Origin of the sequence: Maribacter sp. ACAM166, from assembly GCF_005771495.1 — a bacterium.
Classification (GTDB): domain Bacteria; phylum Bacteroidota; class Bacteroidia; order Flavobacteriales; family Flavobacteriaceae; genus Maribacter.
Window position 1 is genome coordinate 23,180 of the sequence record NZ_VAUW01000030.1, and the last position, 21,830, is coordinate 45,009.

The following is a 21,830-nucleotide window of genomic DNA, read 5'->3' on the forward strand; positions in this document are numbered from 1 at the left end:
ATTGTATCAGCTTAAAAATTATCATTGAACTTTCGAACAAATTCAGTTGTAAATACTAAGCATTTTTTTAAAAATGCAAATTTTAATGTGTTTTACACAAGTAACATAAAATATCACAAAACAATTAATTTCAGTTATAGTCATTATTAACAAACCAACGTTCAAGCCTTTAACTTTTAGCCAAATATTCTTTCAATACTTTTATCTGCCATTTACAAACGGCAGAAAGTTTTATTTCTGCGTTCATCAGCACTAGACCATAACCCAAACGAGAGAGTTTGCAGTCGTTTACAATAGCTCCATTCATACTACTGAAAACAGGTTTGAAGTGTTCACGAATATTCATTCCAGAAGACTTCCCCACATTAATGGCCTTAATAATGGCATCACTGATTTGTTTGGGCGACAAGCCTTGGTATAACAAATCACTGGCTAAAGAATTCATCTGAAAGCTGTAAAAGAAGTCCAAAAAATTATCTATACTGCCCTCCAGGGCATATTCTTTTTGATACATTGTTAGTTCCATATATCATCTTTTTTAATCAATTTTACTATCAGGTCGAAACCTTCTTCATTTCATACCCTAATAAAGAATGGGTATTGCTAATTGAATATTACGTATTTTGTTTAATTATTTCAATCAGCTTTGCCTTTGTTTGCACCCCCAAATCACGCCACACTATTTTCCCTGCTTTAAAGAGCGCCAATGTAGGTACACTCTTAACATTATAGCGTTGCGCAATAGCTCTGTTCTTATCAATGTCAATTTTAATAATACGAACCTTACTATTAACTTCTTTTGATACCTGCTGTATAATTGGAGCTTGTGCCTTACATGGGCTACACCATTCCGCATGAAAATCTACAAGTACAGGCTTGTTGTCATTAATCAATTCAATGAAATCTCCTTTCATAATTCTGAGGTGAACATTTCCACTATTTGTTAATTAATTGGAATCTCATAATCTTTTTCAAGAAATGGGGTCGTACTCAACTGTTCTTTGCATAATCAAAGATCAATTTTTTGAACAATCTGATGGCGTTGGTATAATTTTCCATTTTAGTCATAAGCCCACGGTGCTTTTCTTGATAGTCGCTATCAGATAAACCTTTTTCGGAATCTTCAAGTCGAGATAGGTATTTTTCGTGATTGATTATTGTTATCAGCTAAAAAATCAAATAGACCGGCATGTATATTGTCCTGCGCTTTTAATAGGTTACCTTATGCTTGTTTATCTTCATCAGTTGATTGCTTTTTCTTTAGCAAATCGGCAAAGAACCTGATTTCGAATTTCCAGAAAGCAATGGTATCTTACCATTCCCTACTTTCAAAGTGCAACACATCAAGTCCTGGACCTAATAATAATTCTGTTTTTGGGTTTGTACTTTTCGTATTCATCGTAGTATTTTTTAAATTATTATTGTGATTATTTTATTTAAATCCGGTTCAAGAATCTGATTTCCAAACTTTTACTGGCCTGTTCAAAAAGCTCTTTGACTTCTTGAATGGTTAGGTCTCTTATTTTAGCAATTTCCTCTATATCAAAATAGTATTCCGTAGCCAATCCAAATACCGTTTGCATTGTCAAGGGCAAATGATACAATACCATTTCAATATGTTTTTTAATTCCCTCTGGACCCAATACTTCATCAAGTTGAGCGATTAAGTCACTAGTGTCATTATCTACGAAAACATGGTTCAGTACATAATCGTTCTTAGGGTATGAGATATCATCTAGTTCTTCTATCATGACCAATTCGTCACCTCCATCTATACTGTATTTTTCTTCCATCTCGTCCCATTCTGGCTTCGAATAGTCATCAATATTCTTTAAGAAATAATTGTCGAATTCTTCATCGGCAATGGTATCGTCCAAAACTTCATCTGCAATCTTGAACAGCCAAGGATATAGGTCTTTTTTCGTTTTAACCTCCATAAAATTATCAAAGACCTCAATGAACAATTGGTCTAGAAAATCTTTGGTTTTATATTTTCCTTGAGGAAGGTTCCCTTTTGATAAGGCAGAATAAAACCTTTTGGCTATATACCTCTTTACATGAGGCAACGTCTTTAAAAGGAGCTCGTTAAATAAAGTTTTGTCGCCTTTCTCTCTTAATTTTTTTAAGTCAGAAAATGTATTTGCTACAAATATGTGATACTCTTTTAGATTTTTGGAATAGTTCACGGTGTCTTGCATAGCTTGAATATTTATAAGACCAAAAATGCAACCTTCACTTCTGATAGAAAATGACCTACATCAGTCCCAACAAGAAAATTGCATTTTTAATAATAAAACAACATAGTGTTAAATATTTCAGAACTGACCTGCATCAGTGAACATGTTCTAGACAATCCCTAATTTTGACTTTGTTCATTACATATTGTTTAATGAAAATCATTATATAGTGAGAACAGATTTAGAAATCAAAGAAGATGTGTTGGAAGAATTGTTATGGCAACCTAACGTTAACCAGTCCGAAATTGGGGTAATTGTAACTAATGGAATTGTTACTCTTATGGGTATTGTAAATAACTATGCTAAAAAAATGGCGGCAGAAGAGGTAACCAGAGGCGTAGTAGAAGTTATAGCAGTGGCAGAAGAAATCGCAGTAAATTATGATGCCACAGTGCCAAAATCTCACACAGAAATTGCATTAACAACCGGCGATGTGCTAAAAGATAAAGGCAGTACCAAGGTTGAACCTGAGTAGGTTTATTTGAGCGTTGAGCTAACCCGGGCCTTTCAAAATGAGCACAATTTTTAATAATTAAAGGAGTAACATAAAAAATAAAATCATGAGAACAGATTTAGAAATTAAACAAGATATTCTTCACGAGCTAGCATGGCAACCCAACATCGATGAGACCTAAATAGGGGTAATTGTAGAAGATGGCGTGGTTACCCTTACCAGTTTTGTTGATGAATTTCCAAAAAAAGTGGCAGCTGAAAAAGCAGCCAAGAGTATAGCCGGAGTGAAGGCAGTTGCAGAAGATATTATTGTAAAGTATGGTGATAATTATAAAACTACTGATAAAGAAATCGCCAAAGCAGCAGTACGTGCTTTAGAATTGAACACTTCGGTACCCAGGGAAAAACTAATGGTAAAAGTTGATGATGGATACATTTTTTTATCAGGAGAGTTGAAATGGGACTATCAAAAAAATGCAGCAAAAAACACCATTCAAAATTTACAAGGGGTAAAAGGGGTCATTAATAATATCACTATTTATAAGGAAACCCCACCTACAGAAGTGGCGCATAAAATAATGGAGGCTTTTAAACGCTCTGCAGATATCGATGCCAATACTATTACAGTAAAAATAGAAGGACATACCGCAATATTAACTGGTACCGTAAACTCACTTAAAGAAAAAGATGATGCCACTCGGGCAGCATTTTAGGCACCAGGTATGACAGAAGTAACTAATGAACTAAAGGTTCAATATTATCCCATTTATATGTAATTAAATTTGGTAAAATACCAGCCTTTTGGGTTAAAAATACCTTAAGCTGTCTAGGAAAGTTCTAACAAATGCCGCATATCTTAATGAGGTATATTTGCAGGAACTTGGTTGATTGGTGAAAATCCACAACCAAGTTCATTTGGAACCTTCTGGGAAATCGTGGAATACTCAAGTGTTCCCGATTTCCTTATATAAAGGAATGAAAACGATATAAACACTCAATTCTTTATGGGTGTATATAAGACTAGAATCGTTCATTAACAATAGTAATCTTTCGCTTTCTGCTATCATTTAAATACCCTTCTTGAATACACACGTATAGAACTCACCTCGATTTCATATAAAACCACATCGTTTCCATACTAAGGCATATTCCTACTTCATTTCTAAAGGTTCATATACACCATAATTTACACTTTAAAAAAATCAGTATTCAATGAAAATCATCAAAATAATGAATACAAATACTTAAATTAAAATGGTAATTTTCACGAATTCTAATGGCAACCCAGTATTAATGAGACACGAATAGGTTGGCGTTATTGTCGAAGACGGTATAGCAATGCTAACTAGTTTCGTTAATAACTATTAAAAAAAGTCGCAGCAGATGAAGATTTTAAAAAAACTTGCATTCAACACTTCAATATTTATTTATAGGTATTAGTGCTTCTTCCAATTTTAGTAAATCTTGGTCGTAGCCCCTTATAATTAAAATAAATCCACCTTTCCCCAAGATTTTGATATGTGAACTGGCATGCTCAGGTTCAATACCCAAACCCCTTAAAATTCCATAAGGACCTACAGACATAGCACCTAGTTTGGTGCCTTCAACATCCTGCAAGAAAGTCGAGACCAAAGACCCTACAATAAAAATAGTTCCTATTTCTGGATTGAAAAAGAATCCAAAATCCGCTGGGGAACCCAGTAATTGCCTCCAAAATTCTTTAAATTCCTTTTGTTTTGAACGTGAAATTGAGTTATCCTCTACTAAAGAATCATCTATTTTTCCTAAAACAGAAATTTGGGTATTTACCAATCTTTTTTTCTTGATGGTTTCAATTGCTGCTACCATCTGTGATAGTTTGAAATACGCCTTTGTCAAAACGTGTTTTTGTAAAAATTTCGATGAATTTGGTAACATTACATAGCAATTAGAAATATTAATGGTAGTGATTTGTGTGATTCTAATTGCTAAGGTATTATAAGGTTAAGCATTCTGTAATGATTTGTATCATTCTAAAAAAAAACGGATACCGACCTTCGTCATTCTACATACTTTATAATGCATATAATTTAGCCTATTATTAATTTTCACTAAATATCAAAAATGATGTCAAACGATAACGGAAACAATTTATTAGCTCTTTTAACAGGTGCCGCCATTGGCGCAGGAATCGGAATTCTCTATCACCAGACAAGGGCACGGTAACGAGGGACAAAATAAAGTACAAGGTTCAAGATATCGGTCATGACCTTTCTGAGCGTATCTCACATGCTAAAGAAGAACTTACTAAATCAGCCAATGAGCAGAAAGATTAGTTCGACCGAAAATTGGATGAGGCCATCTCGACTATTAGCTACAAGGCAGACGATATAATCGCCACATTGGAACATTAAGTTCGAAGATCTCAAAAAGAAGAACGCCCAACTGCATAAATAATGCCCATGGCCCTTGATGAACTCAAACAAGACCTCATAGAAACCGACAACGACATGAGGTCTTATCTGGAAACCAGCGAAGAGTACCTTCAGTTGAAGGTTTTTAAAATTTTGATGCTGTCTGTCACGACCTTTGCGCAATTTGCGCAACCATTATTTTGGCGCTATTCATACTATCCATAGGTGCATCTTTAGCCATCAATGAGAAGATGAACAGTTTTTACATCGGCTTTATCATAATGGGGATGGTTTATGTTTTGGTTGCCATAGCCTTTTATTTTTTAAGAGATAAACTCAACAGCCCTTTAATACGAAGATTCTAGAAAGATTATTTCAATTAAACTATGACAAAACACTACAATTATTTTACGGAAATTGATAAACAGCTTCAAATATTAAGACTTCAAAAGGAGATTTATAAGGAAAGTGTAAAGATGGACCTAAACAATGTGAAAAGTGACCTTTACCCTAGCGAGCTGCTCGGCGGGTTTAAAGAGATGATTCAGCAATTTGAATTGACTTTTGCTATTAAAAAGCTGTCGAATATTGTGAGCCTATTCCGCAAGTAGGTATAGCTTTGGTATATGTATGACAATTTTTAAACCTCATTCTATTTCACGTCGATTGAATAGGCTGGAATCACAAAGAGTGTGATGTATTTTGCTATCGAAAGTAAAAGGGCCGTTCTACCTACAAAAAATACTCTTAAATTTATTGCTTTTAAGCTAAGAAACTGGCTATAGAAACGAACATCTGCTATTGCGAACAGCATCCATTAAATTATGGGAGGAATTTAAAACTCCTATTTATCTACTTAAAATTGGCTACATTCTGCAGTCCTATCTTATCCACTATAATAATACTTCTTCGATTCCCCAAAGTAATTAGACCTTCCTTTTTAAAATCAGAGAGCGTGCGAATTGCGGTTTCGGTGGCGGTGCCTATAAGACCCGCAAAATCTTCACGTGCAATGTCGATTCCCTCGTTGAGAGTATCTTTTATAATTCTCTTGCTATGAAAGTTCAATATTACTTTTGCCACTCGCTGCCGAACGCTGGCGTAGGCCATATCTACCAATTGTTCCTGAATTTCTTTAAGGTTGTTAGAAATAAGATTCATAAACTTATTCGAGACTTCTCTATTACCATACATCAAGTGAGTGAAATCAGTTTTAGGTATACTGTAAACCACGGCAGATTCCATTGCAGTTGCCGATTCCAAATAGGTTTCACTATTACTCAGAAGGGATAGCTGCCCCATAAAATCACCCGCTTTATGAATACCCGTTACAAATTCCTTACCTGCATCGGTTGATTTATAAGTCTTTATAGTACCTCTTTCAACAAAATAGAGGGTATAGGCGGCATCACCTTCCATGAAAATAAAATCTTTTTTGTTATATGCTTTGGGCCTATAGTCCTTTGAAATAGTTTCTAAATTTAAGTAATCGAATGCATCTGTAAAAAATTTGTTGATTCCTTCGATATCCTTGGAGAAGTCTTTGCGCAGAAACTCGTTCTTTCGTAACCGGCAAGCAACGGCATCCAATAGTTCGTATTCTTCAAAAGGTTTCGTCAGGTAGTCATCTGCCCCTAGGTTCATGCCCTTTCTCATGTCTCCTTTTTCTGATTTAGCGGTCAAAAAAACAAAGGGAATACCTGCTGTAGCCTTATTTTTACCTAATGCTTCGAGTACGCCATAGCCGTCCAATTGAGGCATCATTATGTCGCAAACGATAATATCAGGGTGAAACTGAGATACTTTTTCTATACCCTTCTTTCCATTTTCGGCAGTAGCTACTTCATAATTGGCTAGTTCTAACATATCTCCCATGTTTTCACGGACATCTTTGTTGTCTTCTATAATCAGTATTTTTTTCATTTTTTTGTATTATCTAATTTATGTTCGATTATCCAACAAAGGAAAATTTAGGTAAAATGTTGTTCCCTTGCCTTGCTTACTTTTAAAACTGACGGTACCACCCATTAGTTCTGTATATTGCTTTACAATATATAGACCCAGCCCTGTACCTTGAATATTGGTAGCATTATTCGCCCTAAAAAAACGATTGAACAGATTAGACTGCTCTTCCAAAGGTATGCCCATGCCTTGATCTGCAACTTGTACTATTACTTTTCCATCATTTTTAGTTATAGAAATTTCGATTTTGGTGTTTTGTTCGGAATATTTTGTGGCGTTTGATATCAAGTTGACCAACGCATGATGTATCAATTTAGCATCTAGGAAAACTTGAATTTTCCGCTCAATTGATTGGAAATAAATTTGTTGATCGGCTTCTTGATTAATTTCAATTTCTTCGATAACGTCTTTTACTAACCGAACCAAATCAAAACGTTCTGGTTGGGAAATCGTTTTGCCTTCTTCCATTTTACTAAGGGATAGGAAGTCATTCAAGATGACTACCAAACTACGCACATTGTTCTGGATTTGATTGACATACTTTTCCCGTTTTTGTACATTGTCAGGACCGTTCTGTTTACCGATCAAGGTGGCCGAGGATAGAATTGCGCTCAATGGCGTTCTAAATTCGTGTGAAGCCATAGAAACAAAACGTGACTTTAATTCGTTTAAGTCTTTTTCTATTTGCAATGCGTTTAGAATACCTAACTCAATTTCTTTTTGATATGTGATATTATTGTATACGAAAAGGGCTTGGTTTGCCTTATTTCTAACATCTTTTAAAGGTAAAGTGTAGACAGCATAATTCATGTTCATAAATTCGATTTCAAAGGTTTGATGTTTTCCATCTAGGGTTCTGCGTACACTTTTCTTTAAAGCATTTTTTTGGTAAGTTGAAAAGAGATCTATTTCATCTATTGCCTTTTTCTCATATGATGTGCTTTTTAGTCCAAATTTCTTCAATTCCTGACCATTGATATATTTAACCTTATATTTATTATCTATCACAACAATAACACCATTAGGAAAGTATTCGGCAATAGCCGCAAATAATGCTTGACTATCTAAAGCCTTTCGTTCTGCTATTTTAGTCACCTGCATTTGGTCTTCAAGACTGAGATTGGACTCCACCAGTTTTTGTACTGTCGCGTGTACTTCTTTGGTGCGTTCCGCAACTTTTTTCTCTAACTGCTGTTTCCCTTCCTTCAACTCTTCATTAATCCGATAGTGTTCTATGGCTACGCTTGCTAAATACGTAAGTTCCTCCATTATTTCCCTTTTTACTTTTTCTGGTTTTTGTTGGCGATAATTATAAATAGCAAAGGTGCCCAGTACCTTTTTGTTAGAAGAAAAAATCGGAAACGACCAACAAGACTTCAATCCGTAGGTATAAGCTAATTCCTTATAATCTGACCAAAGAGAATCTTTCGAAATATGATCTACTAACACAGCTTCTTTTAAAAAAGGCGAAGTACCGCAGGATCCTACGCCATTCCCTATCTTAATCCCTTCTATCGCTTTCCTAAAATTATCAGGTAGATTCGGGGAAGCCAAATTGTGTAAGGTGTCCCGATTTTGATTGAGCAATAATATTGAGGCAATACATCCCTCAAAATGTCCTTCAATTGTTTTTACTATCGCATTTGCGATATCAGTCATTGGTTCATTGTTAGCAATCTGTTCCAATATTAAACGAATATCGTCCTTAAGAAGTTCTTCTAACTTACGTTCGGTCACGTCATTCTGTATGCCTATGAAATGGGTCAACACTGCATTATCATTATATATAGGTGTAATATGAACCTCATTCCAAAACAAAGTGCCATCTTTTTTATAATTACGTAGTTCTACATTCGACGGCATACCCTTAGCAATAGCGGTCGCCATAATCTTGACCTGATCCTGCGCACGATCAACACCTTGTAAAAATCTACAGTTTTTGCCCATTAATTCATTCTTAGAGTATCCTGTTAGTTTTGAAAAGGCATCATTGGCATAAATAATAGGATAATCAGGTTGTTCGGCATCTGTTATTACGATGCCATTTTTGGCTGATTCCAAAGCTTGGTTTCTGATATAAAGAGTTTCTACTGATTCCTTTTGATTTGTTATATCTCTTACAATAACCCAAAAATTACCGTTGTTCTTGGCCTCAACCCGAGCTTCATAATACGCAATCCTCTCTAAAATGGTGAGGGAATATTCAACAATTTGTGTGGTATTTGTTTTCTTACTATTATCAAAAGCTTCCATTATTTTTTTAGAGAGTTCTTTGGATAGTATATCATTAATATTTTTACCTATGATCTGATCTTTGGGCACCAATAAAATGGAAGGATCTGATGCATTAACTTCGAGGTATACGCCTTGCGCGTTAAGCACAAACATTAAATCAGGTATAGCTTTTAAAATATCCTTGTTTCTTGTCTCACTTGCTGCAAATTCATCTTTTAGAAAATTCAAGTCGGTAATATCTTGCATGGTACCCATCATGCGTATGGGCTTTCCTAATTTATTATAAGTTATTTTCCCTTTGGTAATGACATATCTTACGGAACCATCGGGCCTTACAATCCTTTTCTCAAATTTATAAGGAATTTGGTTTTCAATAGCATTTTCAAGTACTTTTGATGCATTTTCCCTATCATCAGGGTGGATAAATTTTTCTGCCGTTTCAGCATTTAGCCGATTATCGCCAGGCGGAAGACCAAAAATTTTATAAAACTCGTCAGACCATTCCCTTTCGTTAGTTTGCAAATCCCAAAACCAACTGCCAACATGAGCTAATCTTTGAGCTTCGTCCATTCTGTTACCACTCAACACTTTAGCGTTTATTGCAGACTTTAGAATCGAACTATCTCTAATAAACGCTATTGTCACTTGATTTCCTTCTATTACAGAAGGACTCAAACTAATGTCTAACGGAAACTCTGAGCCATCTTTTTTTAGTCCCCATAAATCCATGCCTAGGCCCATGATGCGCATTTCAGGTTTTTTTGCATAATTACTTCTATGCGTTTTATGCTTTTTTCTAAATTTTTTAGGGAGTAAGCTATCCAGCTTTTTGTGCTTTAACTCCCCTTCCCTATAGCCGAATATTCGTTCACAAGATGCGTTGGCATCGATAATGCTACCTTGGTCATCGACTACGAGTATGCCTTCTATTGATGAGTCGAATATTCGCTGCAAAAGCTCTGTATCTCTCGGTTGAATTTTCATATTATGATAGAGGTATTTAGAAAGTAAAAGCATGAAGCTAAGTACATTCGATATTTAACTTTATTGATGTTGCCTATTCGAAATTTCGGCAAATCAATAGATTGATATTTTGTATTAAGCCCATCAAATATTTCCTGAGGCAGCAACGAAGATTCTAACTATCAGATGCGTTTTTTGCGCTAAAAGTTGCCATCTATATTCGTAACTAGCAAATTTGATACGTTCTTATCCCATAATGGATAATCTTTTAAAACTGCTGATAATTTAGTACGGAGCTCGGTAACCGGAAATGTATAATCTACATATAAAAAAACGCTTCCCATGAGTTTTTGTGAATTAAAGGTCCAATTGACAAATGGTTTGTCATTCAACTGTTCATTTAGAATTTTAGGCATCCTTTTAATATTGAGTTTAAGAAATGTATAAATGAGCCAGTGTAACCTCAGACCTAACAGTATACTTACCAGTGACGCAATAAGATATGCCAGCCATGATTCTTGTTCAAAAAAATTGTTAATTTGGAGATTCATAAAGCGTTTTGGCAAACTTACTGTTGACACCTATACCCTACCATGACCTAAGTCATGGTTTTAATTATAAAAGAAAAACACTAGATTATATTTTTCAACCTTCCTTATTCTCTTTTAGAACGTTAACAGTTTCTTTTAAACCCCAAATATAATGCGTCATAATCATTTAGTTTTTCAGGAGAGATAACAATATCACAATCTGGATATTCCAATATGTAAATGATGCACCAACTATTGGAGGTGAACATATATTAATTGTATGATATGTTTGTTTCAAAACTACCCTTTTCTTCTTTCTCTCTATCCACAAAAAAAATCCGTGAGGTCGCAAGGGTTAGGGGTAGCAGCGGCATCGACCGCAACGGATTGTTAGAGCTCTTTGCCCTAAAAAGCGACACTAGAGCTCTTTTAGGGTTTACGAAACCATATATGGGCCTCAACGGGCGATATAGTGGACCTGCCTCACCGGCAGTCAGGTAACCCGGCCAACTCCAAAGCATCACAATGATATTTCTTTACTTTTAAAAGTATCTTTAACTGATTCCTTTTTTGAAATAGATTTCACTTCTTCTTTCTCTGGTTCAGTATCATATTTTTCTTCCTCTATAAAACAAAGCTTAAGGCAATCAGGCCAAAAACAATCCACAAAGCATTGAGAACTCGTTTTACAAGATTGATGGTAGTACTATCTAAATCAGAAAATTTTTTGCGCCGCTTCTTTAATGTCCATTTATGAAAGAGGTTTGTTAATATATATAACAGAATCACTCCTGCAATTACGATACCAACATAAATAAAATCTGAGCTGTGGATATTGAAATATTTTTTCATGTGTTTAATACCTTAAGTCAGGTCTATTTTGATGTTATTTTTGACTTGTCACCCTTATTCATTCAACACCAAAAAAGGTACTTTGGTATGGTAGCTGATTTCCTCCGCAGCGGGGCGGAACAAGATTCGTTGGAAGTAATTCTGGTTTTTCGCTACCATCGCAATCATGTCAATATCGCGACTTTCAGTAAAACACTGTACTGCGGTTTCGAGTTTACTACCTTTAAGGGAATGGAAGCTATGGTTCACTTCCACTAAATAATCGGCTAGAAAATCTTTGTTCTTCAGTTGTTCTGCATTGAGCTCTTCCCCGTTTTTGGAAATATGTAGAATACGTAAGACAGCCTTGTTCATTGTCGCCATTTCAATCAAATCATCTAATACTTTTAGATTGTTACCTAACTGATAATCCGTAGGATAAGCGATTTCTTTGGGCTGCGAATAGACTACATCTTCGGGAACTGCCAGCAAATTACATTTGACCTTGCTAATCACATCGCCCGTGTTACTTCCGACAGTCACTTTTTTGAGTCCGGACGCGCCTTTGGTTCCCATAATAATGAGAGCGATATTTTTGTTCTTCACTTCGTTTTTTATGGTGGTGATAAAATTGCTGTAGTACGTCAAGGGCACGAAAGTATGTTTGGTGTTAGAAAAGAGTTTTTCAACACGAGCCAACAATTCTTTTAAGTTTGTCATACTATTCTCCAAAAGGATGTCCGATAATTTCCCTGTTGAACTTTTAAGAGATGTTCCCGCACCTGAATAGGCAGTCACCAAATTGATATGTGTTAGGTAAAAAGTGCATTCTGTCTTTTGAAAAATTTCTAGGCCATACTTAAGGGCATTCTATGCGTTTTCTGAAAAATCAGTGGGTACAAGAATATGTCTCATTTTTAGTTTTTGTTTAACGGCTTTAAATTAGAACGTTAAAATGCAATTCGAAATGACAATGGTCATGTTGGTAATTCTGTTTTATCGACTCGACAAAGTAAAAATCTTATTAATTTGCAAGTAGAATTTATTGCGTCTCAGAATAGTAAGTAGACGTAGGCCTTAGATTAAAAGACATCGGTTTGCCAACAAAGCAAAAATTTGGATTTTAAACACATCTGTTCTATCTCTATCAAAACCGGGTTGAGTCGAGCTTCCTCAGTCTGAGTTTAGAGGCCTACAACGATAAAGTCAATTCACTTGCCCAGATCCGTGATATCAATATTTTTAATTCTATGCCGCTCGGAACCAATTAAATATACTTTCCTATACCTTGATAGTTTGTGCAATGAAATCTTGGTTCTTAAAGGTCAATACCCTATAAAAAAAGAACAGACGACAACAAAGTGGATGCGATTGTAGGAGCGGCTATAACCAGTATGGGTGTCGGCAATTATTATAAAAGAAATAGGTCTTTATCTCCCATAATCGAAGTCTAAAAAAATATAAAAACTGAAAAATCATTCTAAGATAGTAAGGTGACCGTTATTTATAATCATGAATTCATTAAATTGAGATGCTAAAAAGCGATTGTTGATGAAGTGTGTTGTAGCATCTAATCAAAAAGCCGATAGGAGATATCTTCAAAACCTATAATAAACGCTATCTATTTTACCTAGCTGATTATGATATCGGTCACTACCCTATTAACTCAATTATTTTTATAAGTTTCTCGTGCTTTATTCCTAGATAGACGTTTTCTAGTTTAAAAAGAATGGAGCGCAATTCAGTAGAAATTCTGCTTCCATCTAGTCTATTGTCTAAGCTTTTGAATAATCATTATAGCGATGAAATAATTAAAAAGAATTGGTTTTTCTGGGATGGCAAGCTTTTTCTTGATAGTATCGCTGAAAACCGCATAAAAACATACTCTGTGATTATAGTATCTTGAAACGTAAGAAACTGACAGCTATAGGACAATTAACACTCTAAATAGAAATACAAAAAAATAAAAGAATGGAATTCTGAAAAAAGCTCACCTACTCTACTTTTCATTTTCACCTACGTAATTACAAAATCGATGGCTGATAAAAAATGGCAAGTGACTTGCATTATTTCGGAGGTTAACGATTTACGATAACTTTGAAAATGTAAAAGATGAATGTTCCAAATTATTCATCTTAGAGTTGAATTTTTTAGATTTAATAATATGATTAAGGACTAATCAAAAAACTATAACGAACTCACAAAATTGATGACAGGAACCCTGTTTTGTTTTTATGTATTTGATTTTCAGAATTTTACTTAATTTTATTTAAAGTAAAATCCCGTTATTGACACCGTAATCTAAGAAGTACGTTAATGAACGTAATATTAAGCGTTTTACTGATGCAAATTTACGAAGAAAACCATTAGGTTTTCTAAACACTACGATTCAGAACTTTCCTTGGCATCTTAAAGATAAAATTGTCAACTCTGTAAATTCATTATTATAAATTTGTTTTCATTTTTTCGGGTTTATCAATTTATGCTAGCAGACTATGTTCCGTGGCTTATCATTTTAAATTAATACAGACTCATTAATGAACGTGATTTTGATTTTTATACAATTCTATAAGGTCTTTCTACCCATATAATCTTTTACAAACGAATGTTTTCCTTCTAAAAAATTTCTGGGGCTACTTCCTATCATTTTTTTAAAATCATTTATAAAATGTGCTTGGTCATAGTAACCACAATCTAATGCCAAATGATGTAATCTCTCTGTATTTGTAGTGTTTAACATTTCAAACACAGTATTTAATTGAATCACTTTACAAAAATATTTTGGCGAGATTCCTACCACCTCTTTAAATTTTCTTCTAAAGTGCCTTAAACTAATATCAACTAGCACCGACAACTCTTCTTGAGTTATGTTTCCTCCTAAAGAATATATTTTTTTTATAGCAGTTTCTAGCCATTTAATTTCTGGTCGCTTCGTGTCAAGAAGCGATTTTAAAAACTCAAATAATATTTTAATTCGATCATCTGTTGTTTTACAGGCTGATAGTGCTAACTGCAGGTCTTTATCTATTGCAATTGGTACTATATCTTGAAAATTGCACCATTTATTTAAAAAGTAAGATCCGGGCTTATTAAATAAGTAATAGGTTGTTAAAGGATGAAGGACTAAACCTATTTGTCCAAATTTCCCTTGAAGTCTTATTGAAATATCTGCATCAAATATTTGACCTGCAATTTGCACCCTTGAACTCGGCTTTGTCTCAAAACCATCTACAGAAATTACAGGAACACTATCATATACATATATTAATACTGGGTACCCCGTAGCAAATACAGGATATAATGTATCCATTTTATATTTCGATTTCCCTTCAATAATACTTACTACATATTTTTTAAGCTCATGTGGTATTTCATAAGATAAGTTAGTAGCAAAAGATTTTTTCATATAAAATACATTTAAAAATCGTGTCCGAAATATACAATGAATTAAGTATTAATACAGCTATGTTTGGTATGACTCTAGGTAAAAATAATCATTTAAAAAAATTATTCACTTTTTAAAATTATAAAACCAAAAAGTAAAAAATAACAATCATGAAAACACTAAAACCATTAGCACTAACCTTAATCTTTTTATTAATAGGTAGTTCTGCTCAAGCCCAGTTTTGGAAAAAACTAACTAAAAAAGCAGAGCAAGCTGTTGAAGAAGTAATTGTAAGAAAGACATCTGATAAGGCTGCTGAAATGGCTGAAAAAAGCATGGACAAAATTTTCGATATTGATTTTTCAGGTCCTCAAGTAGACCCTTCTATTTTACCTGAAAGATACGATTTTGAGTACAAGTACACCATGCAGATGAAGCACAAGAAAGGCAATATGAATATGACCTATTACTTAAAACCTGACGCCAAGTATTTTGGATCTCAGCCAGAAATGGAGGATAATCCTATGGCAAACGGCATGTTTATGTTGTTTGATCAAGAACTAGAAATCATAGTAATATTAATGGAATCCGAGAATGGTAAGTCTGGTCATGTGCTTAAAAGCCCAACTGCCGATATTGGAGAAATGGCAGAACAGGAAACCACCAATATTAATGATTACACATTTACAGAGTTAAGCACTAAAACCATATTGGGTTATGAATGTCAGGGCTTTCAAATGGAGAATGACGACATGAAGATGACCATGTATATAGCAATGGATTCTCCAGTAAGTTTTAATCAGGTATTTGGAGATCACATGAAGACGACACCAAAAGGCTTTGACCCGAAATGGCTAAAAAAGGCAGACAACAGTATCGTTATGGAAATGGATATGATTCATAAAAAAAAAGAGAAATATAATATGACCATGACCTGCGTGGCATTAGAGAAATATCCAAAGACAGTAGTAGTTAGTGATTACGAATTTATGAAGCTTGGTGGAGACATTTCGGAAATTGACTAATACAACTAGGTTCTTTTGAAGAATAATGTTCTATTTCTATTAAAGCCAATAACGATTAAACGAACAAAAAAAATATTATAAGGGAAGTAGAAATGGCAATATGCACGAATATGCTGCTTTTGGCGATGTCATGTGGTAAAAAAAGGGTCAAATAATTCCTTATTAGGGTTTTTAGAATTTGGAGACATCAATAAGGGAACTTATGTACACCTTAATTACCGTTTTGAGTTGATAGAATAAACATAGAAACACCAAATAAAATAGCAATTTTTTAATAAAAAATAGAAATTATGAAAATTTTGAAAACAACACTAGTAGTAGCGCTATTTATGTTAGGCATTATAAGTATAAATGCACAAATAGGAAAACCAATTAACAATCAATTAAATCTTAATAAAATAAAACCAAATAAACGACCTGAATTAAAGCTTAAAAAAAATGGATTTCAAGGCTATGTAACGAATCATAATGGTAAGGTTAAAATTGCTGGTGCTAAAATTATTTTTGAAAACAAAAATGGCAACTCTAAAAGACAAACGGTTATTTCAGGTGAATATGGTAACTATAAAATAGAGTTGCAACCAGGAAAATATTTGACGTATGGTATAAAGTCCGGGTATATACCTTATGTAACCCACCCCAGTTATAATGTAGTACAGATAGGGTTTAGCACTTTAAATATTTATCTAGATAAGGAATAACTAGTTTTAAATATTACGAATCATCCCCCAAGATGGAACATTTTTTTAGCCAATTATCTCGATACTATCATGCCCTCTAAAAAATGGAAAAATTAATCATTATGAATCAAAATTTATAAAACGCAAAAAAATGAAATTTCAAAATTATCTTAAAACCTTAAAAAAATCAATTTTTAAATTAGTCTTAAGCCTATTCACTTTGGTGCTGTTAACAAACTGTTCTAAAGATGATGATAATGGTACTTCTTGCCTAAAAGGGAGTTGGGTACAAGAAGTATCTTCTGAATTAGAAGTATGGTTGGCAGCGGCAAGTTCGTATGGTGAAAACCCTACTTTAGAAAACTGTACCAGTTATAAAAGTGCCATTAACGGGTACTTAAATGCACTTGACAGAATTAAAAAATGTGTGCCCACCGAAAGCTTAAATGAATTTAATGCATCTATTGAAGAAGGCAAAGAAAGCCTTTCTAAAATTGATTGTTCTGAAAATTAAATCCATTATAATTTATAGGTGTACTGTTTATGTGATACTATCCATGTTAAGGATTTAGATTTTTGCCTTACAATAAAATATGAGTATAGATTAAGAATAATTTTATACGATAATTATGAAAACAAAGACAAGCAAAATAAAACACATATTATTAATTATCGGTGTATTCGCGATATTATTTTTATTTAATTCTTGCGGTAACAAGAATAGTCCTACTTCTTCGGAAAGTAACAACTTTTATTTTAAAGTCAAAATAGATGGAATTGAACACTCATTTAACAAGATGGTATTTGTGAATGCCTCTTTATTAAAATTAGGTATAATTGCAATTAGCACTACTGATGGCAATGGAAATAATATTCAAATTGCTATTGCATCAAGTAATCCAGAAAGATTAACAGGTACAATTACAGATGATTTTACTGGTAGCTTTTTTAACAAATCGCAGCCAGGATTAGTTTGGGATGCAGACGGTAAAACCCGTATAATAACTATTACAGAAAACAACGATGCTTACATTGAAGGTACTTTTTCATTTATAGGAAATGACCGAAAAAGTGATATCACAAAAGAATTTACAGAAGGTACTTTTAGGGCGAGAAAGCCTAAAAAGAAAAAATAATACTATTTCCAAAAGTAAAATACTTACTAAACTATTTAAAAAAAACAATAGAAATGAAAACATTATTAAATTATCCAGTCTGAATCTTATTGCTTTCTACTTCTTGTTCTAGCGGTGATGACAGTAAAGAAACTGAAATAACGTTAATAAATAAAACATCAGGAAATTGGACAGATAATTTTGGTAATTCCTATACCATTACCGGTAAGAGTATAAACATAGAAAATAAGAACATTTATAAAATATTAACAGACGGTAGTAATTTTATTATTTGCAAAAATGGTTCAAACAAGGCCTCTAGTGCTAATTTATATAGCAAATTCGTCTTTACAAACATATCAAGCAACAAATTAAATTATTGTCAATCATTTTTTGATAGTCCATCACAAGTATTTATTGAAAATAAGGTGGAGCCTTCGGTTTTCAATAATTTAGAAGCTGGTTGCGGAGGTTTTCTTTGGTCAACAATGATTAGAGATTAAGTTTTCGCAACTAAAATCTTTAAATAAAGAAATTACAAAAAGGAAACTAGCACTAAAATGACGTGTATAGAATTGGTAAATAAATCTACTTACACAATAGTTAGTGAGTATGAAGTTAAATTTAAAAAATATCGAAGAAAATTATTAAAGTAAAAATTATGATAACAAAAATTTTAACAACAGTAGTATTCTGTCTATTTACTTTATTCTCTGCAAAAGCACAAGAAGAGAATTTTGTCGTGCTCATTGGTAACAAAGAACATCAGGTAAAAAGGGTTGAGTTATTTAATAAAGAATCATTTAAAACACTTGCAAAAAAATATCCAAAAAACATATTTAGTATTGGTTTAGTAAAAGGCAAATTTAAAGAAAGTAGAGGCAAAATAATGTTACAAAAAGAGTCTCGTATTTATCTAGTAAATGCAGAATGGTACATTCCAGAACTAGACACATTTATACCTGGAGATCAGTTTATTCCGGAAGATCAATTCATACCTGGTGATCAGTTCATACCCGGGATCAATTTTCTATAGGAGAAAATAAAGTAGAATTTCAAAAATCAAAAAAAGGCTCTGTTGTTCTAAAAGTTATATAGTTGAAATAAAATGAAAATTATGAAAATGAAAACTCACATATTATTCCTGTTAACCTTAATATATTTTCAACCGTGTATTGCACAGCAATCGCAAACAGATTTACCAAAAGTGGAAAACTATACCAAAGTCGAATTAGAAATTATGATGCAACCTTTTGGTTCAGAGAATCCAATATCCGTAGGTAAAATTACTGCAGACGGAACCATTCATTTTAACTGGAATACAGATATCAGTTCAGTTCAAGATACTGACCTCTATTTGTCCTCAATAAAAAGAGCCGTTGGTATGAATTTTTGTAACGACAAGGAAATAGAACAAAGTAATGAAGAAGCTAAAGCTGTAAATATAGATTATTTGTTTCTTTATAAATATGGGCAGGCAGTAGGTTCTATACATGCTAAAACTGAGTCCGATATAGGCGAAAACAGACATTCAAGTTTGATTTTAGGGAGTACACTTTCTTGGGTTTATAGTGATAGTGATGCGCTCTTTAACGCAAAATGTACTGTGAATTTTGAAAATGAAAACATTTATAAATTTAATGAGGTTACAAGCTACACTATCCAATTAAAAAAAGGGTGGAATATGATGCTAAACACCTTAACTGAAAAAGAAGATTGGACAAATGGAACTGAAAAAGGCAGTTTACCAAAAACCATGACTAAAACGTCAATAACAAAAATACCATCTACTATTAATTGGTATTTAAAGTATTGGGCAAATGATGAACTATTAGAAATAAAACAACAACTTCTTAAACTTAAACCAATCAACAAAGAACACTACGGAAATTGGTTGCCAAAAAAACTTGGAAATTTAAAAAGAACAGGCTATGAAGTTGGCCAAACAATAGAGAATATGCCAACCCTTAATAATGTAAATCTACTTTTTGAAAAAGGATCAAAAACAATAGACCTTACCATTGTTGATTGCGTAAGTAATAAAGATGCTGTAAGTATGTATACTTCAATGAAAGGTATGGTAAGTCGAGATTGGAAAGATAAAACCGAAACAGGCTATAATAGCGCTACAGAAATGGATGGTAAACGTGTAATGACAGAGTATAATGAAAAAGAAGTAAAAACGATACTAAGTTATAATGCAAACGAACGATTTGTAATTAAAGCAGAGGCAAATCAAATAACGCCAGAAGAACTGTGGGGTTATTTAAAAACATTAAATCTTGAAGCACTAATTAAAGAATAAGAAAATGAAAAAGCTAATCACGGTCACTATGCTATTACTTTTCGTAATGGCATGCAAAGAAGACAAAAAAAATACAAATAGTGAGGAATTGGCTCTTGCAGAAGAATACGTGCCACAAGAAAAAATTCCATCTAGCTATGCGTTCGACTGGAGAGTAACCTATGAAATGGAGGCCAATGGTAAAAAAATAGACTGTCATTATATGGTAAAACCAAAGGCCAGTTATTTCGGAGTTGTCATGGTATTAAACGGGAAAGACTTATCTAAAAATACGATTATCATTAAGGATTTCGGAATACATAAGAGTTTAAACTTACGAAACGGGAAAGGTGTTAAGTTGCTGTATGTTAGAGATATGCCTGAATTAAAAGATGTTATTGATCAGTCTATTACTATAGAAAGAATTGGTATTAAGGACATAATAGGCGCTACTTGTCAAGGCTATAAAATTACCATGAATGCCGGTATAGGAACCTTGTACATGACCCAAGATGCAGGTTTTGCTTTCAATAAAGACTTTGAGCAATACTCAAAAAAGAGGTTGGAGGGAAAAGGAATTGATGACAGCATACTAAAAGAACTTGAAACTGGATTAATGATGGAAATGAGCTTTATAGGTAATGGAAATGATGCTTCAGCAAGCGCATCAAAAATGACGATTAAAGAAATGACTGAATTGAGCTTCTCTGTAGATTTAAGTGAACATAAAATTATTGGTGATTAACCAAAAATAATACAACTGAAAAAATTAATCACCATTACGCTGTAATTACTAGAAATTATAGTCCGGAACCTTCAGATTAAAATGATTTAGATACTGGTTGCGAAGGTTTCGCATTGGGAAAATTGATTAGAGATTAAAATTTTTACTAACAAGATATTTTAACTATAAACAATAATAATGAAAACCAAAATTTACATATTAGTTCTATTCTTATTTATACTATTTCAATCGTGCAAGACACAACAATTGCAAACTGAAACTGCATTACCTAAAATTGAAAACCAGATTACTGGTGAGTTAGATTATACCAAAGGAGGGTTTGAACTTGTCCAATGGCAAAAAGGTGGAGATGAAATTACACTAGGTACTATTGATAAAGAGGGTGAGATTCATTTCACCTTGCCAGAATATGATATTAGAGCACTTCCGAGAAATAACATGGACTATACTTTAGAAAGTCAATTTCAGATGGTAAACTGTAAGGGCAAAGGTGAAGTTGACATTACAGGACAGCCCCTCGTCAAAACAAAATACGATGATGTATACTCGCAGTTATATGCGCCAATGTTCCTTAAAAAATATGGTGTTTACGTGGGTTATATATCTCTCGTTTCCGATAAAAAAATGTTAACCAAAAATAACTTTGACAAAATTACAGGTAATAAGTACTATTGGTTTTATATAGACAGAGCCCTTGATTATAAAGACAAATGTATAAAAGAACGGCATGAAGGTGCTGACCTTGAAGTTGACGTGAGTGCGGATATGCAATTTATAAAAGGTTGGAATTTTATAAAAAGAAATCTTGTTGCCGTTCAAAATTATGGTGAAAATAATGAGCATACCATCCCAAAAACAATACTGTTCACCGTAAGTTCTCCAATATCTAAAGATGTAATATGGCAATTAGCACGAAAAATGGACGAAGAAAAGATACTAGCTGCGAAAAAAATATACAATTCCCAAACCCAATAAAAGATTGAAAAATAGCT

The 21,830-nt window shown here is 33.4% G+C and carries 21 protein-coding genes and 1 pseudogene; 12 read left to right on the forward strand and 10 right to left on the reverse strand.

Annotation, left to right across the window (positions count from 1 at the left end; translation table 11 throughout):
* Positions 1–169: 169 nt before the first annotated feature.
* The 3 genes from ES765_RS16350 to ES765_RS16360 all read right to left on the reverse strand — a co-directional run bounded on the left by ES765_RS16350 (position 170) and on the right by ES765_RS16360 (position 2,198).
* On the reverse strand, positions 170–526 hold the full coding sequence (locus ES765_RS16350) for a hypothetical protein (protein ID WP_138115378.1): 357 nt from the start codon (positions 524–526) through the stop codon (positions 170–172).
* An 88-nt stretch (positions 527–614) separates the two neighbouring features.
* Complete coding sequence (gene trxA / locus ES765_RS16355; RefSeq protein ID WP_171017331.1) at positions 615–914, reverse strand: thioredoxin; 300 nt, start codon at positions 912–914, stop codon at positions 615–617.
* Positions 915–1,436: 522 nt separating this feature from the next.
* A complete protein-coding gene (locus ES765_RS16360) occupies positions 1,437–2,198 on the reverse strand; it encodes a sigma-70 family RNA polymerase sigma factor (protein ID WP_138115380.1) in 762 nt (253 codons plus the stop codon).
* Positions 2,199–2,406: 208 nt separating this feature from the next.
* Here ES765_RS16360 and ES765_RS16365 point away from each other — a divergent pair, with 208 nt between their 5' ends.
* Both ES765_RS16365 and ES765_RS16370 read left to right on the forward strand, forming a co-directional pair.
* A complete protein-coding gene (locus ES765_RS16365; protein WP_171017332.1) occupies positions 2,407–2,712 on the forward strand; it encodes a BON domain-containing protein in 306 nt (101 codons plus the stop codon).
* Between the two features lie 169 nt (positions 2,713–2,881).
* The gene (locus tag ES765_RS16370) at positions 2,882–3,403 is read left to right on the forward strand and encodes a BON domain-containing protein (protein ID WP_262710690.1); all 522 of its coding nucleotides are present in this window, start codon (positions 2,882–2,884) and stop codon (positions 3,401–3,403) included.
* Positions 3,404–4,106: 703 nt separating this feature from the next.
* Here the strand turns inward: ES765_RS16370 and ES765_RS16375 are convergent.
* Positions 4,107–4,538 (reverse strand): hypothetical protein, encoded by a 432-nt coding sequence (locus ES765_RS16375; RefSeq protein ID WP_138115383.1) that lies wholly within the window; start codon positions 4,536–4,538, stop codon positions 4,107–4,109.
* A 931-nt stretch (positions 4,539–5,469) separates the two neighbouring features.
* Between ES765_RS16375 and ES765_RS16385 the strand changes: the two genes are divergently transcribed.
* Complete coding sequence (locus ES765_RS16385; RefSeq protein WP_138115384.1) at positions 5,470–5,694, forward strand: DUF6327 family protein; 225 nt, start codon at positions 5,470–5,472, stop codon at positions 5,692–5,694.
* Between the two features lie 241 nt (positions 5,695–5,935).
* Here the strand turns inward: ES765_RS16385 and ES765_RS16390 are convergent, their stop codons facing one another.
* From ES765_RS16390 to ES765_RS16415, 6 genes and pseudogenes are all read right to left on the reverse strand, one after another.
* Positions 5,936–7,006, reverse strand: coding sequence for a response regulator (locus ES765_RS16390; RefSeq protein WP_138115385.1), 1,071 nt, complete (start codon positions 7,004–7,006; stop codon positions 5,936–5,938).
* An 18-nt stretch (positions 7,007–7,024) separates the two neighbouring features.
* The gene (locus tag ES765_RS16395; protein ID WP_171017333.1) at positions 7,025–10,264 is read right to left on the reverse strand and encodes a PAS domain S-box protein; all 3,240 of its coding nucleotides are present in this window, start codon (positions 10,262–10,264) and stop codon (positions 7,025–7,027) included.
* A 179-nt stretch (positions 10,265–10,443) separates the two neighbouring features.
* Complete coding sequence (locus ES765_RS16400; RefSeq protein WP_138115387.1) at positions 10,444–10,659, reverse strand: hypothetical protein; 216 nt, start codon at positions 10,657–10,659, stop codon at positions 10,444–10,446.
* Between the two features lie 738 nt (positions 10,660–11,397).
* A complete protein-coding gene (locus tag ES765_RS16405; protein WP_138115388.1) occupies positions 11,398–11,625 on the reverse strand; it encodes a hypothetical protein in 228 nt (75 codons plus the stop codon).
* Positions 11,626–11,679: 54 nt separating this feature from the next.
* Positions 11,680–12,459 (reverse strand): annotated as a pseudogene (locus tag ES765_RS16410) (universal stress protein); the annotation flags it as partial.
* A gap of 1,711 nt (positions 12,460–14,170) precedes the next feature.
* Positions 14,171–15,010, reverse strand: coding sequence for a helix-turn-helix domain-containing protein (locus tag ES765_RS16415; protein WP_138115389.1), 840 nt, complete (start codon positions 15,008–15,010; stop codon positions 14,171–14,173).
* 149 nt (positions 15,011–15,159) lie between these two features.
* Between ES765_RS16415 and ES765_RS16420 the strand changes: the two genes are divergently transcribed.
* From ES765_RS16420 to ES765_RS16460, 9 genes are all read left to right on the forward strand, one after another.
* Positions 15,160–16,014: a DUF4412 domain-containing protein gene (locus tag ES765_RS16420; RefSeq protein ID WP_138115390.1), complete on the forward strand. Its 855-nt coding sequence runs from the start codon at positions 15,160–15,162 to the stop codon at positions 16,012–16,014.
* Positions 16,015–16,304: 290 nt separating this feature from the next.
* Positions 16,305–16,715, forward strand: a complete 411-nt coding sequence (locus ES765_RS16425) for a carboxypeptidase-like regulatory domain-containing protein (protein WP_138115391.1) — start codon at positions 16,305–16,307, stop codon at positions 16,713–16,715.
* Between the two features lie 130 nt (positions 16,716–16,845).
* Positions 16,846–17,208 carry a hypothetical protein gene (locus tag ES765_RS16430; protein ID WP_138115392.1) on the forward strand — a complete coding sequence of 121 codons (363 nt, stop codon included), beginning with the start codon at positions 16,846–16,848 and terminating at the stop codon, positions 17,206–17,208.
* Between the two features lie 115 nt (positions 17,209–17,323).
* Positions 17,324–17,830: a hypothetical protein gene (locus ES765_RS16435; protein ID WP_138115393.1), complete on the forward strand. Its 507-nt coding sequence runs from the start codon at positions 17,324–17,326 to the stop codon at positions 17,828–17,830.
* Between the two features lie 89 nt (positions 17,831–17,919).
* Positions 17,920–18,312, forward strand: a complete 393-nt coding sequence (locus ES765_RS16440) for a hypothetical protein (RefSeq protein WP_138115394.1) — start codon at positions 17,920–17,922, stop codon at positions 18,310–18,312.
* Positions 18,313–18,470: 158 nt separating this feature from the next.
* Complete coding sequence (locus ES765_RS16445; RefSeq protein WP_138115395.1) at positions 18,471–18,845, forward strand: hypothetical protein; 375 nt, start codon at positions 18,471–18,473, stop codon at positions 18,843–18,845.
* An 87-nt stretch (positions 18,846–18,932) separates the two neighbouring features.
* On the forward strand, positions 18,933–20,114 hold the full coding sequence (locus ES765_RS16450; RefSeq protein WP_138115396.1) for a hypothetical protein: 1,182 nt from the start codon (positions 18,933–18,935) through the stop codon (positions 20,112–20,114).
* Between the two features lie 4 nt (positions 20,115–20,118).
* Positions 20,119–20,838, forward strand: a complete 720-nt coding sequence (locus ES765_RS16455; RefSeq protein WP_138115397.1) for a hypothetical protein — start codon at positions 20,119–20,121, stop codon at positions 20,836–20,838.
* Positions 20,839–21,015: 177 nt separating this feature from the next.
* Entirely contained in the window at positions 21,016–21,813 is a 798-nt protein-coding gene (locus ES765_RS16460; RefSeq protein WP_138115398.1) for a hypothetical protein, read from the forward strand.
* The last annotated feature ends 17 nt before the right edge of the window (positions 21,814–21,830 follow it).

What these genes read in the sequence shown, in the direction of transcription:
- ES765_RS16445 (WP_138115395.1), top strand. Translation starts at nt 18,471, where the DNA reads ATGATAACAAAAATTTTAACAACAGTAGTATTCTGTCTATTTACTTTA.
- ES765_RS16450 (WP_138115396.1), top strand. Translation starts at nt 18,933, where the DNA reads ATGAAAACTCACATATTATTCCTGTTAACCTTAATATATTTTCAACCG.
- ES765_RS16425 (WP_138115391.1), top strand. Translation starts at nt 16,305, where the DNA reads ATGAAAATTTTGAAAACAACACTAGTAGTAGCGCTATTTATGTTAGGC.
- ES765_RS16360 (WP_138115380.1), bottom strand. Translation starts at nt 2,198, where the DNA reads ATGCAAGACACCGTGAACTATTCCAAAAATCTAAAAGAGTATCACATA.
- ES765_RS16405 (WP_138115388.1), bottom strand. Translation starts at nt 11,625, where the DNA reads ATGAAAAAATATTTCAATATCCACAGCTCAGATTTTATTTATGTTGGT.
- ES765_RS16385 (WP_138115384.1), top strand. Translation starts at nt 5,470, where the DNA reads ATGACAAAACACTACAATTATTTTACGGAAATTGATAAACAGCTTCAA.
- trxA (WP_171017331.1), bottom strand. Translation starts at nt 914, where the DNA reads ATGAAAGGAGATTTCATTGAATTGATTAATGACAACAAGCCTGTACTT.
- ES765_RS16400 (WP_138115387.1), bottom strand. Translation starts at nt 10,659, where the DNA reads ATGCCTAAAATTCTAAATGAACAGTTGAATGACAAACCATTTGTCAAT.
- ES765_RS16395 (WP_171017333.1), bottom strand. Translation starts at nt 10,264, where the DNA reads ATGAAAATTCAACCGAGAGATACAGAGCTTTTGCAGCGAATATTCGAC.
- ES765_RS16435 (WP_138115393.1), top strand. Translation starts at nt 17,324, where the DNA reads ATGAAAACAAAGACAAGCAAAATAAAACACATATTATTAATTATCGGT.
- ES765_RS16350 (WP_138115378.1), bottom strand. Translation starts at nt 526, where the DNA reads ATGGAACTAACAATGTATCAAAAAGAATATGCCCTGGAGGGCAGTATA.
- ES765_RS16390 (WP_138115385.1), bottom strand. Translation starts at nt 7,006, where the DNA reads ATGAAAAAAATACTGATTATAGAAGACAACAAAGATGTCCGTGAAAAC.
- ES765_RS16415 (WP_138115389.1), bottom strand. Translation starts at nt 15,010, where the DNA reads ATGAAAAAATCTTTTGCTACTAACTTATCTTATGAAATACCACATGAG.
- ES765_RS16375 (WP_138115383.1), bottom strand. Translation starts at nt 4,538, where the DNA reads ATGGTAGCAGCAATTGAAACCATCAAGAAAAAAAGATTGGTAAATACC.
- ES765_RS16460 (WP_138115398.1), top strand. Translation starts at nt 21,016, where the DNA reads ATGAAAACCAAAATTTACATATTAGTTCTATTCTTATTTATACTATTT.
- ES765_RS16420 (WP_138115390.1), top strand. Translation starts at nt 15,160, where the DNA reads ATGAAAACACTAAAACCATTAGCACTAACCTTAATCTTTTTATTAATA.
- ES765_RS16430 (WP_138115392.1), top strand. Translation starts at nt 16,846, where the DNA reads ATGAAATTTCAAAATTATCTTAAAACCTTAAAAAAATCAATTTTTAAA.
- ES765_RS16455 (WP_138115397.1), top strand. Translation starts at nt 20,119, where the DNA reads ATGAAAAAGCTAATCACGGTCACTATGCTATTACTTTTCGTAATGGCA.